General features: G+C 74.3%; 13 protein-coding genes and 1 pseudogene. 2 read left to right on the top strand and 12 right to left on the bottom strand.

Going from position 1 to position 15613, the window contains the following annotated elements:
- Positions 1 to 515: 515 nt before the first annotated feature.
- Positions 516 to 1544, top strand: coding sequence for an endonuclease/exonuclease/phosphatase family protein (locus ACFWMZ_RS04725; RefSeq protein WP_383199507.1), 1029 nt, complete (start codon positions 516 to 518; stop codon positions 1542 to 1544).
- Positions 1545 to 1574: 30 nt separating this feature from the next.
- On the opposite strand, the gene ACFWMZ_RS04720 is transcribed toward ACFWMZ_RS04725, so the two are convergent.
- From ACFWMZ_RS04720 to ACFWMZ_RS04675, 10 genes are all read right to left on the bottom strand, one after another.
- Positions 1575 to 3791 carry a 2-dehydropantoate 2-reductase gene (locus tag ACFWMZ_RS04720; RefSeq protein WP_383177552.1) on the bottom strand — a complete coding sequence of 739 codons (2217 nt, stop codon included), beginning with the start codon at positions 3789 to 3791 and terminating at the stop codon, positions 1575 to 1577.
- A complete protein-coding gene (locus ACFWMZ_RS04715; RefSeq protein ID WP_383199505.1) occupies positions 3788 to 4636 on the bottom strand; it encodes an SDR family NAD(P)-dependent oxidoreductase in 849 nt (282 codons plus the stop codon). The genes ACFWMZ_RS04720 and ACFWMZ_RS04715 overlap by 4 nt, the downstream gene beginning before the upstream one ends.
- The gene (locus ACFWMZ_RS04710; RefSeq protein WP_383177558.1) at positions 4636 to 5943 is read right to left on the bottom strand and encodes an MFS transporter; all 1308 of its coding nucleotides are present in this window, start codon (positions 5941 to 5943) and stop codon (positions 4636 to 4638) included. The genes ACFWMZ_RS04715 and ACFWMZ_RS04710 overlap by 1 nt, the downstream gene beginning before the upstream one ends.
- The gene (locus ACFWMZ_RS04705; RefSeq protein WP_383177560.1) at positions 5940 to 6875 is read right to left on the bottom strand and encodes a polysaccharide deacetylase; all 936 of its coding nucleotides are present in this window, start codon (positions 6873 to 6875) and stop codon (positions 5940 to 5942) included. Before ACFWMZ_RS04705 ends, ACFWMZ_RS04710 begins: the two co-directional genes overlap by 4 nt.
- 211 nt (positions 6876 to 7086) lie before the next feature.
- Positions 7087 to 8070 carry an Lrp/AsnC family transcriptional regulator gene (locus tag ACFWMZ_RS04700; protein ID WP_383177696.1) on the bottom strand — a complete coding sequence of 328 codons (984 nt, stop codon included), beginning with the start codon at positions 8068 to 8070 and terminating at the stop codon, positions 7087 to 7089.
- Between the two features lie 453 nt (positions 8071 to 8523).
- Positions 8524 to 9300 carry an ABC transporter ATP-binding protein gene (locus ACFWMZ_RS04695; protein WP_383177563.1) on the bottom strand — a complete coding sequence of 259 codons (777 nt, stop codon included), beginning with the start codon at positions 9298 to 9300 and terminating at the stop codon, positions 8524 to 8526.
- 83 nt (positions 9301 to 9383) lie between these two features.
- A complete protein-coding gene (locus tag ACFWMZ_RS04690; protein WP_383177699.1) occupies positions 9384 to 10358 on the bottom strand; it encodes a FecCD family ABC transporter permease in 975 nt (324 codons plus the stop codon).
- 107 nt (positions 10359 to 10465) lie between these two features.
- Complete coding sequence (locus tag ACFWMZ_RS04685) at positions 10466 to 11467, bottom strand: FecCD family ABC transporter permease (protein ID WP_383199503.1); 1002 nt, start codon at positions 11465 to 11467, stop codon at positions 10466 to 10468.
- Positions 11457 to 12326 carry a siderophore-interacting protein gene (locus ACFWMZ_RS04680; RefSeq protein ID WP_383177569.1) on the bottom strand — a complete coding sequence of 290 codons (870 nt, stop codon included), beginning with the start codon at positions 12324 to 12326 and terminating at the stop codon, positions 11457 to 11459. The genes ACFWMZ_RS04685 and ACFWMZ_RS04680 overlap by 11 nt, the downstream gene beginning before the upstream one ends.
- A 5-nt stretch (positions 12327 to 12331) precedes the next feature.
- Positions 12332 to 13414 (bottom strand): ABC transporter substrate-binding protein, encoded by a 1083-nt coding sequence (locus ACFWMZ_RS04675; RefSeq protein WP_383199500.1) that lies wholly within the window; start codon positions 13412 to 13414, stop codon positions 12332 to 12334.
- 107 nt (positions 13415 to 13521) lie between these two features.
- Between ACFWMZ_RS04675 and ACFWMZ_RS04670 the strand changes: the two genes are divergently transcribed.
- Positions 13522 to 14355: a helix-turn-helix transcriptional regulator gene (locus ACFWMZ_RS04670; protein ID WP_383177575.1), complete on the top strand. Its 834-nt coding sequence runs from the start codon at positions 13522 to 13524 to the stop codon at positions 14353 to 14355.
- Positions 14356 to 14572: 217 nt separating this feature from the next.
- On the opposite strand, the gene ACFWMZ_RS04665 is transcribed toward ACFWMZ_RS04670, so the two are convergent.
- Together ACFWMZ_RS04665 and ACFWMZ_RS04660 are read right to left on the bottom strand one after the other, a co-directional pair.
- Positions 14573 to 14818 carry a hypothetical protein gene (locus tag ACFWMZ_RS04665; RefSeq protein ID WP_383199569.1) on the bottom strand — a complete coding sequence of 82 codons (246 nt, stop codon included), beginning with the start codon at positions 14816 to 14818 and terminating at the stop codon, positions 14573 to 14575.
- Positions 14819 to 15136: 318 nt separating this feature from the next.
- A pseudogene (locus ACFWMZ_RS04660) lies at positions 15137 to 15592 on the bottom strand (hypothetical protein); the annotation flags it as partial.
- Positions 15593 to 15613: the final 21 nt, after the last annotated feature.

Raw genomic sequence — 15613 nt, 5'->3', positions numbered from 1 at the left:
GCGCCTTCTTCCGCGCACGAGGAAATCCGGAGAGCCGTGCGGCGAACAGCCGGATATCACGGCCCGCGGAATTCCTGACTCGTACCCTTCCCGATGAGCGTGATCCCCTTGGTGGAGGAGCTTTCCAGAGATCGCCCTCATCTTTCCGCAGCTCCAGCGGGTGCCGCAACCGGTCCAGCATCACGGCAACCTTTTCAGACATGTGAGCGATCGCCGTGACGGAACGGTGAAGCGGCGGGCAGGAGAATTCCCCGATCAGAGGATATTCACTCCGGATGTCACGCCGTCCCGGATTTCCGTTCGACGTCACCGGGGAATCTCCTTTCCTCGCACCGTCGGACGATTTCCACGACTGCCACCTCAGGGGCAAGGGGCCACCCGGCGCAGACCCGGGTCGCCCACCCCGCCGCCACACGCACGCGGACGCCGGAACCATGGGCGCTCGCCCGGGCGTCCCGGTACCGGACAGCCGGGATCACGACTGGGCCGCGGACGCGGCACCGGGACGGGGACGCATGACGAAGACCGCCGCTGCCGCTCCGCCCCGAGCAGGCCGGGGACGGGCGGCCGGGCGACGCGGACGGGCCTGGGGGCGGGCGGGGTGCGGTCTCGCGCTCGCCGCGCCCGCCGCCCTGCTCGGTGTCCGGCTGGCGGGGCTCGACGCGGGGACGCCGTTGGCGGTGCCCGTCGTCCTCTTTCCCTACGCCGCGGTCCTCGTGGTGCTGGTGCTGGGCGTGGTGGTCGCCGTCCCCGCTCTGCGGTCCCGCTGGTCGGTGGCCGTCGCCGGGACTCTGGCGGTCGTCCATGTGGCGGTGCTGGCACCGCGGTTCGTGCCGGGGGGCGAGGCCGTCCCGGCGGGGGCCGTCGAGTTGCGCGTCGCCACCGTCAACGCCGACGGCGGCGGGGCCGATCCCCGCGCGCTGGTGGAGCTGGTCCGGGCCGAGCGGATCGACGTACTGGCCGTGGAGCAGTTGCCGCCCCGAGGGGTGGAGGCCCTGGACAGGGCGGGGCTGGGCGGGCTGTTGCCGTACCAGGCGCTCCATCCCGAGGACGACTCCTCGCTCTACTCACGGCACCCGCTGTCCCGCTCCGGTACGACGCGGGTCGACACCGCCTGGCCCCAGACCACCGCCGAAGTCGTCGTCGGCGGACGTGGGGTCCGGTTCGTGGCCGTGCACACCTATTACCCGCTCGGGGACGCGGAGCGGTGGACGCGGGACATGAGCGCCCTCACCTTCCTGGCGGAGCGCGGCGGCCCGGACACCGTGTTCCTGGGCGACTTCAACGCCTCCCTCGACCACGCCCCGATGCGCCGGCTGCTCGCGGCCGGACTGACGGACACCCATGCCGAACTGGGCCGAGGAGGGGCCCCCACCTGGCCCGTGGGTCATGCCCTTCTCCCGCCGCTGATCCAGTTGGACCATGTCCTGCACGGCCCCGGCCTGGCCGGCGTCACCGTCGGCGAGCAGACGGTGCCCGGGACGGACCATCGGGCCGTCGTCGCGGTGCTGGCCCTGCTGCCGGAGCAAGCCGGGACCGGGTGACCAGGCAGGGGCCGGGCGTCCGTCAGCGGCTCAGCCCTCGGCCAGGGTGGCGAGGACCGCCGCGGTCAGCGCCGCGCGCTCCACCATCCCGCTGACCGTGGTGTTCTCGGTGCGGGCGTGGGCCCCGGAGCCGACCGCGCCGATGCCGTCCAGCACGGGGACACCGGCCGCCACGACGAAGTTGCCGTCGCTGGCGCCGCCCACCGCCGTCTCCCGCAGCTCCCAGCCGAGCGAGGCCGCACACCCGCGGGCCAGCTCGGCCAACTCGGCCACCTGGGCGGTGCGTTCGAAGACCGGGCGGTTCCAGCCGCCGGACACCTCGACGGAGGTGCGCGCGTCCACGGGCCGCAGCGCGGTCAGCGCCGCGCCGATCCGCTCCTGTTCGGCGCCGGTGGCGACCCGGACGTCGAGCCGGGCGACCGCCTGTCCGGCGGTGACGTTGCTACGGGTGCCGCCCTCGACCACGCCGACGTTGAGCGAGGTGCCCGCCTCCCGGTCGCGCAGGTCGGCCAGGCGCAGGATCTGGTGGGCCAGTTCCTCGACAGCGCTGGCCCCGGCCTCCGGGTCGAGACCCGCGTGCGCCTCCTGGCCGGTGACGGTGAGGGTGAAGAGGCCGACCCCCTTGCGGGCCGTCTTGACGGCGCCGTCGGCCGCGGCCTCGAAGACCAGGGCGGCGCGGCTGTCGCGGGCCTCGGCGACGATCGCCTCGCTGGAGGCGAGGCTGCCGGTCTCCTCGTCGCCGTTGAGCATGAGGGTGCACGCCGGGCGGGGCAGTCCGAGCGCGTCCAGCGCCTTCAGGGCCCACACCGCCTGCACCAGTCCCGCCTTCATGTCGAAGACGCCGGGGCCGGTGATCCGGTCGCCGTCACGCCGGAAGGGCCACTGGTCCAGGGTGCCGGTGGGCCAGACCGTGTCGTAGTGGCCGAGCAGCAGGAGCGGGCGGCCGCCGGTGCCGGGGTAGCGGCGGATCAGGATGTCGCCGGTCTCCTCGCGTTCCTGTATCTCTTCGGCCTCGGGGGCGCCGAGCGCCCCGTCGAGCCAGTCGCGCAGCCAGGCCAGGCAGGTGTCGAGCGCTTCCAGGTCGGTGCTGGAGCTCTCCACGGAGGTGTAGGCGGCCAGGTCGGAGACCATCTCCTCGCGGTGGGCCGCCAGCCATGTCCGCACCGCGGCCGCCCGCTCCTCCCCGGGGCCGCCGGTGGCGCCCGGCGCCGTCGGGGCGGCCGGGCCCGTGTCCGCCGCCAGCCGGTCCAGGGCGTCCAGCCGTGCCTCCGCCATCAGGCCGGGATCGCGCTCCAGTTCCCGCAGACCGTCGATGACGGCGTGCAGGACCGGGGTGGCCAGGCCGTGCCGCTCGGCCTGGGCGAAGACCTCGGCGTAGTGCGTGGTCACCTCGACCGGACGGCGGCGTACCGCCAGGTCGCGCCAGATTCCGCTGCGGTCCTTGGCCTGGGTGCGGAGCCAGGCGGTGAGCCGCGCGGTGGCGGCGCGGCGGGCGGCGGGGTCGGCGCCTCGGCGGAACGCCGCGGGTTCGAAGGCGTCGAAAGCCTCCAGGGCGACCCCGAGGGCGCCGGCCACGTCGAAGACCTCCGCGGCCACCGCGTCCATCGTCGGCGGGTGGCGGTCGATCAGCTCGGCCATGGGGGCGTCGGCCAGGGCGGTGGCGGCCAGCATGGCGCCGAATCCCGCCTTGGCCCACAGGTATCCCTCGACGTTGTCACTGGCCACGGCCGGCCCCCAGCTGCGCAGGTCGGCGACGAGGGAGCCGACGCGGTCGGAGACGGCGGCGCCGTGGCGCTCGCCGACCACCAGGGCCCCGGCGCCCCCGTCGAGGATCACCCCGGGCTCGACGACGTCGGCGAAGATGTTGACGAAGGCGGCGACGGTGCGGTCCGGCCCGACCCGCTCCGCGATCAGCTCCTCGTTGAAGCCGTTCTGCAGGGAGACGACCCAGCCGTCCGGGGCGAGCCGCGGCGCGATCCAGTCGAGGGCGGCGCCGGTGGCCTGCGCCTTGACCGCGAGCAGCACGCGGTGGACGGGGCCGTCGTACGCGTCGGGGGTCACCGCCTCGACGGGTACGCTCTCGCGGTGCTCGCCCCGGGCGACGGTGAGCCCTCGCGCACGGATGGCCGCGACGTGCGCCGCGTCCGTGTCGACGAGGCGGACCCGGTGGCCGGCCCGGGCCAGGCTGAAGGCGAGGGTGCCGCCGATGGCCCCGGCGCCGACCACGGTGTAGCTGTCGCTGCTCATGCGGGATGTCCTTTCGTGGCCTGGGCAGGCGCGGGTACGGCGTCGTGGGGCGGGTGGGTGCCGTCGGTCGGCCCGGTGGCCGCCGGCGGCCAGATCCGGGGCAGCTGGAGGGCGCCGGTGCTGGATCCCCCGTCGACCCGCAGGATCTCGCCGGTGATCCAGGAGGCGTCCCCTCCCGCGATCCAGCGGACCGCGCGGGCGACGTCCTCGGGGGTCCCGGCCCTGCCGAGGGGGTTGGCGCCGATCGCGGCGGCGTACTCCTCGGAGACCGGGTTGCAGGCGCTGTCGACCGGGACGAATCCGGGGCTGACCGCGTTGACCCGGATGCCGTGGGCGCCCAGTTCGAGGGCGGCTGCCCGGGTGGCCATCTCCAGCGCGGCCTTGGAGCTGGCGTAGGGGCCGCCGCCGGGGCGGGCCCGCAGCGCCGAGCCGGACGAGATGTTGACCACCGCGCCGCCCCGGCCGTGCTCGACGGCCAGGTGGGCGAAGGCGGCGGTGGCCAGTACGGGCGCCCGCAGGTTGACGGCGAAGAGGCGGTCCCACGCCGCGGCGTCCACGTCGGCCATGTCGAGGGACGGGTAGACCCCGGCGGCGTTGACCAGGACGTCGACCGGTCCCCGCGCCGCCCAGGCCCGCCGGACGAGCTCCGCCGGCGCCTCAGGGGCGGCCAGGTCGGCGGTGAGCGCTCCGGCGGCGGAGGCGGTCTCGGCCAGCCGTGCGACCTGGCGGTCCAGGGCGGTGTGGTCGCGGTCGGCGAGGGTGAGGACGGCGCCTTGCGCGGCGAACTCCGCGGCGATCGCCCGGCCGATGCCTCCGGCCGCGCCCGTGATCAGGACGTGGCGCATCAGTGGAACTCCTTGTTCTTGGTCTCCGGCATCGTCACGTAGACGAGGAAGGAGATCAGCGACGCCGCGGAGACGTACAGCCACAGGAGGTCGCTGTGGCCGCTCTCGTGCATCCAGGTGGTGAGGTACGGCGCGGTGCCGCCGAAGAGGGCGACGGCCAGCGCGTACGGCAGGGCGATCCCGGTGGCCCGGATCTCCGCGGGGAACTGCTCGGCCATGATCACCGCGCAGTTGGCGGAGTAGCCGAGGATCAGCAGCATCCCGGTCAGCTGCACCAGGAACAGGCTGAGGAAGCTGTTGTCCAGCAGGTGCAGCAGGGGCCAGGCCAGCAACGCGAACCCGCCCGCGAAGGCGGCCATGGTCGGCTTGCGCCCGAGCCTGTCGGAGAGCAGGCCGACGAAGGGCAGCAGGACGACGAAGACGATCAGGCAGAGCGTCTGGGAGAGCAGGGCGCTGCTCAGCGGGATGCCGGTGGTGAGGTTGGCGTACGTCGGGAGGTAGTTGACCCAGATGTAGTACGTCAGCGTGCCCGCGACGGTGATGCCCGCGACCCGCAGCGCGGCGCCGGGGTGCTCGACGAACATCGCCTTGAGCGGGTTGGAGCGCGTACGGCCCGCTCCCTGTGCCTCGGTGAAGGAGTCGGTGTCCTCCACCGACACCCGCAGCCACAGGCCGACCAGCCCGAGCAGTCCGCCGATGACGAAGGCGGCGCGCCAGCCCCAGGCGTGCAGGGCGTCGTCGCTGAGGAGGGAGGTGGTGAGGGTGCCCAGCAGGGAGGCGATCAGCACGCCTCCGGCGACGGACACCTGCTGCCACGACCCGGCGAAGGCACGGCGGCCGGTGGCGGCGGACTCGACCAGGAAGGCCGAGGAGGAGCCGAACTCGCCGCCCGCCGAGAACCCCTGGACCAGCCGGGCCACCAGCAGCACCAAGGGGGCGAGGACGCCGATCGTGTCGTAGCTCGGGGTCAGGGCGATGACGAACGCGGCGCCGGCCATCAGCCCGACCGTCAGGGTCATGCCCTTCTTCCGCCCGCGGCGGTCGGCGTAGACGCCGAGCACGGCCGCGCCGACGGGCCGCATGACGAAGCCGACGGCGAAGACGGCCAGGGTGGACAGCAGGGCGACCGCGCCGTTGCCCGAGGGGAAGAACTCGTCGGCGATGATCTTGGCGAAGATGGAGTAGAGGGCCCAGTCGACCCACTCCACGGTGTTGCCGATGGTGCCGGCGACGATGGCCTTGCGCTGCTTGCCGTTCAGCTTGTGCGCGGGGTGCGCGGCCGGAGCCGTGCGGGACTCGGTGCTCATGAGGGCTGCTCCGGGTTGTCAGGGGCGGAGGCGGCGGTCCGGACGGCCCGGGCCAGGTCCGCGTGGGTGGCGTACCAGACGCCGGTGTGCGCGCTGATGTGGTCCAGCAGTTCGCGCAGCACGGTCAGCCGTGAACGGTGGCCGATCACGTGCGGGTGCAGGGTGAGCTGGAAGACGCCGCCGGAGCGGTAGGCGGCGTCGAACTCGTCGGTCCATATCTCCAGCACGTCGCGGGGGCGGCTGTGGGGGCGGACGGCGCCGTAGCGGTCCATGGTGAAGTACGGCGCGTCGTCGCGGATCCAGTCGACCGGGATCTCGACCAGCCCGGTGGGGCGGCCCTCGGCCAGGATCTCGTACGGCTCGTCGTCCGCCATCAGCGAGGAGTCGTAGGCGAAGCCGAGGTCGAGGATGGTCTCCAGGGTCGAGTCCGAGAAGTCCCAGGACGGCGTGCGGATTCCGGTCGGGCGCTGCCCCGTGAGGTCGGTGAGGGTCTTGAGGGCCCGTCCCACCAGTTCCTTCTCGTCCTCGGCGCCGAGCAGGGTGTTGCGCTCGTGGATCCAGCCGTGGACGGCGATCTCGTGGCCGTCGCGGGTGTACGCGCGGGCCTCCTCGGGGTGGAGCAGCGCGGAGACGGCCGGCATGAAGAACGTCGCCGGCACGCCGAAGCGGGCGAGCAGCTCCAGGACGCGCGGCGCCCCGACCCGGGCCCCGTACTCGCCCTGGGCGAGCAGTCCGGGAGTGGTCTGCCCGTCGCGCAGGGGGATGGTCTCGTGGTCGGAGTCGAAGGACAGGGCGACCGCGACCCGCGCGCCGTCCGGCCAGCGCTCGGGGCGCAGCGGGCGCCCGGCGCGGACCGCTTCGACGTGCCGGCGCCACGTGGTCTCGGGCCATTGCCAGCTCGGTGTCGTCGTCTCCGGGTCGGTCGTGGACATGGTGGTCTCCGGTGGGGGCTCGGGGGTGCGCTCGCCTCGGGGGCGGCCGGTGCGTGCCTGCGGCGGGACGTGCGCCCCGGGGGTACGGGGAGGCCGTCGGCGCATGCCGGACGTGCCGTTGCGCGTGGGTGGGGTGTGCGGATGTGCGGGCGTGCGGCGGAGGGCCGCGGGGGCGGCGGGGTGCTCGCAGGGGCTCGCCCGGCGGGCTGTCTCAGACGGCCTGGTCCAGCCGGGTCCAGGCGCCCTTCAGGGTGGCGAGGTGCACGGTGACGTCCGAGGCGTTCAGCCCCGGCAGGGCACCGATGACCTCACCGGTGTAGCGGAACAGATCGGTACGGCGGGGCAGGACCATGTGGCCGACCAGGTTGAACCGGCCGGTGGCGGCGGCCAGGAACTTGGTGCCGGGGTGACGTGCGAGCTGGCGGCCCGCGGCGTCGAGCTGGTCCGGCTCGATGGAGAGCCAGACCATGAACTCGGCCTGGTAGCCGAGCAGAGCGGGCTCGACCAGGGTGCGGAAGTGCAGGACGCCGCGCTCCACGAGCCGGTCGAGGGCCCGCGAGACGCTGGACTCGCTGCGGTCCAGCCGGCGCGCCAGCGCGCTGACCGGCAGCCGGCCGTCCTGGGCGAGGCCGTCGGCGACGGCCTGTTCGAGACCGGAGAGCGCTTGTGGCGCTCGGTCCCAGTCGTCACGGTCGCACGGTGGGGCGAGCGTGGCGGGCCGCAGGTCGGCGACGGCCTCGGCGGGCAGCAGGCCGGTGTCCCACATCGCCGCCGAGGTGAAGCTGCGGATGACGGCGACGCACTCGGTGCTGGTGATCAGGTGTGCGCCCGGCAGGTCGGTGAAGAGCAGCCTCATGAGCTCTTCGTTGTCCTGGGCGACGAAGTCGACGATCAGGTCGGCCGTGCCGGTGACGACGGCCAGGAACCGCGTCTCCGGGCAGGCGGCCAGCAGCTCGGCGAGCTCCAGACCCTTGCCCGGCTTGGCGTGCACACGCACCAGCATGGAGGAACCGCTCTCGGTGCGGTCCAGCTCCAGCGCGCCGACCACATGGACGAGCCGGCGCTCGCGCAGCGCCTGGTAGCGCCGCTGCGCGGTGGTCTCGCTGGCTCCCACCCAGCGGGAGACGGAGTTCCACGAGGCACGGCCGTTGAGCTGGAGCGCGGCGATGACGCGGCGGTCCAGTTCGTCGATCATGCCTGCGTGGGCGCGGGGTCTCATGGCGGGGACGTTAACCACCGGGCCGGAAGCCCGTCAACGGTGGAATCCTGCACGGCCGCCCCGCCCACCGGGGTTCTCCGGCGCCACGCGGGTCTCAGGAAGGCACATTCCGCAGATCGGCCCCGTGGCCGGGCAAGGGCGGGCGCCTGCAGGATCGCTGCGCGAGAAGGCCGGATTTTTCCGCGCGGGCGGGCGGCCGACCGGCCCGTCCGCTCGGGACGGTGGGCTACGGCGGCGGGAACGCGGCTCAGGCCGCCGCGATCCGTGCCCTCTCCTCGAGCAGCCTTCCGCGCCGCACCGCCCCGAGCACCGGGACAGTCGTCAGCGGGATTCCCTCGCCGGGTGCAGCGGCCTGGCCCGGCGCCCGCACCGACGCCCACGCATCCGAAACGGCTCAGGGCGTCCGGGGCGCTCCGGGAGCGCATCCTCTCACTCCCGCGGCACCACCATCGGGGTCCCCGTCACAGGGTCGGGGACGACCACGCACTCCAGGTCGAAGACGGCCTCGACCAGGGCGGCGTCCACGATGTCGCCGGGCGCTCCCTGGGCGACCACCCGGCCGCCGCGCATCGCCACCAGGTGGTCGGCGAAGCGGCAGGCCTGGTTGAGGTCGTGCAGGACCGCGACGACGGTGCGGCCCTCGTCCCGCAGCCGGGCCAGCAGCCGCAGGAGCTGGTACTGGTGGGCGAGGTCCAGGAAGGTGGTCGGCTCGTCGAGCAGCAGGTACGGGGTCTCCTGCGCCAGCACCATGGCCACCCAGACCCGCTGCCGCTGGCCGCCGGAGAGCTCCTCGACGGGCCGTTCGGCGAGTTCGGCGACGCCGGCCGCCTCCATCGCGTCCGCCACGGCCCGCTCGTCCGCCGGGGACCAGGTGGCCAGCAGCGACTGGTGCGGGTAGCGGCCGCGGGCGACGAGCTGCCGTACCAGGGTGTTCTCCGGTGCCGTCAGCCCCTGGGGAAGGAAGCCGAGTTGGCGGGCGACCGCCTTGGGGCGCAGCGCGTGCAGGTCCTCGTCGTCCCACCGGACGGTCCCGGCGTTCGGGGTCAGGAGCCGGACGAGGGCCTTGAGCAGGGTCGACTTGCCGCAGGCGTTGGCGCCCACCACGGCGGTGAAGGCGCCGTCGGGGACGTCCAGGCTGAGGCGCGGGGAGACGACCCGGTCCCCGTAGGCGAGTTCGAGGGCGTCGGCGGTCAATCGGGGCGGCATGGCGGTGGGTTCTTTCTGGGGGTGGTTCGGTTTCCGCGGGACGCGTCCCGGTACGGCGGCCTCGGGCGGCCGGGGCGCGCGGGTCATCGGCGCACCTCGCGCAGGAGCAGCCAGAGCAGGTAGCCGCCGCCGACCACCGTGGTGACCGCGCCCACCGGCAGCGCCACCGGTGCCAGGACGGTCTGCGCGGTGAGGTCGGCCACCAGGAGCAGCACGGCGCCGGTCAGCGCGGCCGGGAGCAGCGGCACACCGGCGGCGCCGGCGAGGCGGCGGCCGATCTGCGGTGCGGCCAGGGCGATGAAGACGATCGGCCCGGCCACCGCCGTCACCGTGGCCGTGCAGCCGACTCCGGCGAGCACGACCAGCGGCCGGTAGCGGGAGAGCCGTACGCCTGAGGTGACGGCGAGGGCGTCGCTGATCGCCGCCTGGTGCATGGGGCGGGCCAGGACGGCCAGCAGCACGGCGAGGACGCCGAGGAGCGCGAGCGGCAGGCGCAGGTCGCCCCAGCCGATGCCGTTGAGCGAGCCGGCGCTCCAGCCCACGGCGGCCATGGCGACCTCCAGTTCGGCCCGCAGCACGATCCACGAGTTGAGCGCGGTGAGCATGGCGTTGACGGCGATGCCGATGACCACCAGGCGCAGTCCGCCGAGGCCGGAGCCGAGCGACAGCAGGTAGACGACGGCCGCCGCGGCCAGCCCGCCGACCACCGAACCGACGGCCAGCTGCACGCTGGTGCCCGACAGCACGGTGAGGGCGACCAGGGCGCCTGTGTAGGCGCCCGCGTCGAGGCCGATCACGTCGGGGCTGCCCAGCGGGTTGCGGGTGAGGTTCTGGAAGACCGATCCGGCGGCGCCGAGGGCGGCCCCGAAGACCAGCGCCGCGGTCACCCGGGGCAGCCGCCACTCCTGGACGACGAAGGCCGCGTCGCCGTGACCGGCCAGCGCGGCGAACACCTCGCCGGGCGGGTCCCAGGAGTCGCCGCGGCACAGCCCCGCGAAGGCCAGTACGGCGGCGAGGACGGCCAGCACCGCGACGGCGGCGGCGGTGCGCCGCTCCACGGCCGCGGAGAAGGGGCCGAGCCTGACGGCGAAAGGCCGCCGGGCGGCGGCAGGTGTGCCGCTCCCGCCGCCGGCGTCGTGGTCCCGCGTCTTGTTCTCGACGAGCGTCACAGCGTCACCGCCCCGTAGCGTCGTACGGCCCAGATCAGCACCGGCCCGCCGAGGAAGGCGGTGACGACCGCGACCGGCACCTCGCCGGTCGGCAGCAGCAGCCGCGCCGCGACGTCGGCGGCCAGCAGGATCAGCGGGCCCAGCAGCATGCACAGCCCCAGCAGCAGCCGGACGGAGCCGCCGGCCAGGCGGCGGGCCAGGTGCGGGACCATCAGCCCCAGGAAGGCGACCGGCCCGGCCAGCGCGGTCGCCGCCCCGGCCAGCACCGTGATGAGGACCAGCACGGTGATCCGGGTGCGCCTGACGCGGCTTCCCAGGGTGCGCGCCACCTCGGTGCCCAGCGCCAGCGCCTGGAGCGGTCTGGCCGCCGCCAGCGCGCCGGCCAGGCCGGCCGCGATCACCAGCAGCGGCAGCAGGTACGGCACCTGCTCGCGCCCGGCGAGCGAGCCGACCACCCAGAAGCGGTACGTGTCGAAGACGTCCGGCATGGTCATCCGCAACCCCAGCGACAGCCCGGCGAGGACGAACCCCAGCGCGGTGCCGGCCAGCACCAGGCGCAGCGGGGAGGCACGGCCCACGGCGTACACGAGGAGCGCCGCGAGCAGCGCGCCGAGGGTGGCGAGGCCGAGTTGGGCCGCCTGCGAACCGGCGAGTCCGGCCACCGCGCCGAGGGTGACGGCGAAACCGGCGCCCCCCGTCACCCCCAGCACGCCGGGTTCGGCGAGGGCGTTGCGGGTGAGCGTCTGCATGAGCGCGCCGGAGGTGGCGAGCGCGGCGCCGACCAGGACACCGATGACGGTGCGGGGCAGCCGTACCTCGCGTATCACCAGGTGGTGGGCGGTCGTGGCGCCGTCGCCCGGCGGGGTGTCGAGCAGGGCGCGCCAGACCTCGGACGGGGGCACGGTCCGCGAGCCGACGGCGAGGCTGGCCACGGCGGCGGCCAGCAGCACCACCAGCACGCCGGACAGCAGGGCGGCGCGGGCCGGTTCAGTCCTCAAGTCCGGCAACTCCGCGCTTCCAGTAGCCGGTGAACAGCGCCTCGCAGCGGCCCCGGCTCCAGGCCCGCAGCGGCTTGATGTCGCCGGACTCCCCGGCAGCGAAGAGAAAGGTCCGACCCGGGCGGGCGGGCAGCTCCCGCACCGTGTCGGCGAGTCGGGACGGTCCGCCCGCCCGGGTCAGACGGATGACCTCGACACCGGGGCGGTCGGCGAGCGGGTAGTCGTGCTCGCACTCCTCGTCGGTCTCCACCACCACCCGTGCGGAGGTGGTGACCGGGCTCTCCTCCAGCCAGCGGGCGACGGCCGGCAGTCCGGTGGCGTCCACGGCGAACACGTAGTGGTCGTAGGTGTGCGGGAAGGACTTGGCGCCGGGCGGCCCGGCCACGGTGATCCGCTCCCCCAGCGGCACCGAGACGGCCCAGCCGGAGGCGTGGCCGCCCTCGTGGACCACGAAGTCCAGGTCGAGTTGGCGGGCGGCGGGGTCGTGGCGGCGCACGGTGTAGACCCGGCTGAGCGGGTGCGGGCGCGGCCAGCTCAGCATCTGGCCGGGAGCGGGGACCGGCGGGCGCAGCGTGCCGTCCGGGTCGGGGAAGACCAGTTTCACGTGGTCGTCGGCCTGGTGGCTGTGGAAGCCGTCGAGTTCCGGGCCGCCCAGGGTCAGCCGCACCATGCGCGGGTTGATCCAGGTGCGGGCGAGGACCTCCAGGGTGCGGACCTCGATCGGGTACCCGATGCGGGCCACTCCGGTGCCGCCGCGGTGGTGTGCGGCGACCCGGGGTCCCGGGTTCGACCGGTCCTCGGAGGGGTCGTCGGGTCCGCCCCTGCGGCGGTGCTGGTGCTGGTGGTCTGCGGTGCTCATCGCCGTCACCGGTCCAGGAGCGGCTTGAGCGCCTTGTCGAGGGCGTCCAGGGTGCGCAGGGCGGAGGGGTAGGTGGCGGCCTCGGTGTAGCGCAGCGGCAGGGTCAGCTTCGCGCGGGTGGCCGGGAGCTCCTTCCACAGCGGGGAGTCGAGGACGTACTGCACGGCCGCGGCGGGTTCGCCGTCGGGCTGCACGGTGTAGGTGATGACGTCGGCGTCACCGAGGCTCTCCGGCAGTTCCTCGATCGACGGGTTCTCGCTGACGTCGCCGCTGCCGCCGGTCTTCTCCTTCACCTCGCCGTAGTACGAGATGCCCACGTCCTCGGCGATGTTGGTGCCCCAGGAGCGGCCGAACTCGCGCTGGAAGGAGCCCTTGCCGGCCTCGCTGTAGGCGCCGACGTGTCCGAACTCCAGCCCGTCCAGGGCCTTGGCGTACTTCTTCCGCAGCTCTCCGGCCCGCTTCTCGTAGGCGGCCCTGGCCTCCTCGAAGTGGTCGAGGCGGCCGGCGGCGTCGGACTGGCGCCGGGAGAGGGTGCGCCAGGCGTCGGGCTGCGTGGGCCCGATCGCGACGACGGGAGCGACCGACTCCAGGCGCTCCATGTCGATGTCGGCCAGCACGGGCGTGGGCACGCCGATCACGATGAGGTCGGGGCGCGCGGTGGCGATGGCCTCGTAGTTGGTCTCGGCGGCGGTCTCCCCGGCGACCTTGGGCACCTTCTTGTAGCGGGCCAGGTCCTTCTCGGTCATCAGGTCCAGGCCGCGCTTCCAGGTGGAGATGCCCACCAGCGCCGCGTCGGCCTCGATGAGGGCCGGGACCGCGTACCCCGTGGCGACCACGCGCTTCGGGTCGACCGGGATCTCGACCTCGCCGTTGTCGGCCTTGAAGACCCGCGTCTTCGGCCGGTCGCCGCCCTTGTCCTCGGTGTCCGTGCCGCAGGCCGCCGCCCCGAGGGCGAGTGCGAGGGCGAGGGCGCCGACGCGCAGCGGCAGGGCGCGGCGTCGCGCGCCGGCCGTCCGCGCGGAGGCGGTGGACGGCGGTCTGACGGGGAGGGAGGAGGCCGTGGCGGGCGGCGGGGAACTCGGGGACATGGGGCGCGTTTCCTTCGGCAGTGGTGCGGTGAACGGCCACCCACGCGGGCGGCGAAAGTTAGGCTAGCCTTACTTTTCCGTGAGGGGTGTCGCTGAAAGGACGCGTTGTGTCGCTCGGGGGACAGCGAACCGGGGATCCGGTGCACTGCCAGGAGTACGGGTACGGGCTGGGGCGGCCTGAGGGCATCTTCGTGCTGCGCTACCAGTCGGCCGGACCGCTGGAGTTCGGCGCCATCGCCCGGCAGGACTTCCTGCACCAGCTCTACTGGTCGCCGGACGGCGCCCTGTCGGTGCTGCACGGCGGCGACGCCCGCTTCCTCGGCCCCGGTGAGGCGTTCTGGGCACAGCGGGCCGTCAGCCACGAGGTGCGCGGAGCCGACCGGCAGACGGTGTACCGGATCTGCCTGCGCGAGATCCCGGCCGGGCTGAGGGAGCTGCGCGCCGGACCGGTCGTCGTACGGGAGGAGACGGGACGGCTGATCCGCGGGCTGGCCCACTCCGGGGTGACCGAGGCGGACGCGCTGGCGGACCGGGCGCGCATCATGGCGGCGCTGGTGCCGTACTCCCCCGCCGGCTCCCGCCCGGGCGGCGACGAGCCGCCCCCCGGGCACGGCGCCGGACACGCTCTGCGGGTGGCCCGCGCCCTCGCCCACGACCCGTCCGACGCCCGCGAGTTGGCGGCGTGGGCGGCCCATCTGCACATCAGCGCCAAGACCTTGCAACGCGACTTCCAGCGGGAGTTCGGCATGCCGTACACCCGCTGGCGGACCCGGCTGCGGCTGAGCGCCGCCCGCGCGCTGCTCGGCACCGAGCCGGTCACCCGCATCGCCCGGCGGGTCGGGTACGCCAGCCCGTCGGCGTTCGTGGAGGCGTTCGCCAAGGAGTACGGGCAGACCCCGGGGCGCTACGCGCGGGGAAGGGGAGGCGGGGCCGCCGGGTGAGAGGCCCGGCCGCTCATGCCGACGAGGACGCGGCCGGCTCGTCGGGCCGGGTTCCGCGATGACCCCACGCACGCCCCTGCCCGGCCTGGTCCCTCCCAGAAGGCCGGCTCCCGGGCACGTACCGGCCGTTCGCGGTGCCCCGCCGGCCCGAAGCGCCCGTCCAGCAGGCAGATCAGACCAAGATCAATCTCAGCGACGCTTTCTCTGCCTCGACTAGTCACACCTGTCCACCCCCGGCGCGCCGGCGCGCCGGCGCGCAGCTCGGGCAGGTCCGGATGCGGTTGTGGAGCGAGCCCGGCGAGACGCCGAGCGGTCCGGGGATCGAGGTGATCGAGGTGATCGAGCGGCCCGGGTCGGGCAGCAGGTCACGGGCGGCCCGGATGATCTCCTCGGTGGCGACGCTGGGGCGTCCGCCGACCCGGCCGCGGGCGCGGGCGGCGGCGAGGCCCTCCTTGGGGCCCATGACGATGAGTTCGCGAAGGCCTTCCGGCACCCGGTGGTGAGCGCGTCGAGCTGCCGCTCCAGTTTCCGCGCGCCGGTCGACACCCGGACGTGCCCGCTTTTGGTCTCGGTGCGCACGAGCGGCTCGGCGACGAGCGCGTCCGCGTTGTGCGCCGGCCCCTGGGTGGCCGTCACGGCCTCGGGTCATGCCAGAAGGCGGCGCTCCGGAGTTCTTGAACACTCGGGATTTCGGAGGGCCTTTGAAGGCTTCGAGGCGGCTGGGCGGCCCCATCGGGGGTGGTCTTCGGAAAGCGAAGCTCTTCCGACACTTCCCACCCCACATCTGGGCCAGCCCAATGCGGGACCGGGCGCCAATCAGCGCGGCGTTCGCCCCGGCGACGGTGTCGGCGCGCACGTGGTTCTGGTCGACGTGCGAGAGGCGCGAGCGGGTCAGCGCCTTGCTGCTCGGGTCGATGGCCGGGGTCAGGCCGACGTCGCCGCCGGGGGACGAGCAGGCCCTCCATGCGGGTATGCGGCGGCCGGAGACGTGGCCGAGGGAGTCAAGCCGGTCCAGGAGCGGGCCTCGGACAGCAGGTCCGGCAGGTCCGGCAGGTCCGGCAGGTCCGGCAGGTCCGGCAGGTCCGGCAGGTCCGGCAGGTCGATGCTGTCCGCCGTGCGGGCGGTGGGCGGGCAGCCGGTCTGCGGCGGGCCGGGCGCTGGTGTCTTCGAAGTCCTGTGCGGTGTCCGCAGTGTCCGGTGCGTGCTCTCGGCGCGCCGGGCGGGACTCTGAAGACATCCCTGGGCCCGGCCGCCTCGT

This window comes from Streptomyces sp. NPDC058373 (genome assembly GCF_042723275.1).
Taxonomy (GTDB): Bacteria; Actinomycetota; Actinomycetes; order Streptomycetales; family Streptomycetaceae; genus Streptomyces.
The sequence above is the reverse complement of the archived record's forward strand: the minus strand, read 5'-3'. Positions and strand labels throughout refer to the sequence as shown.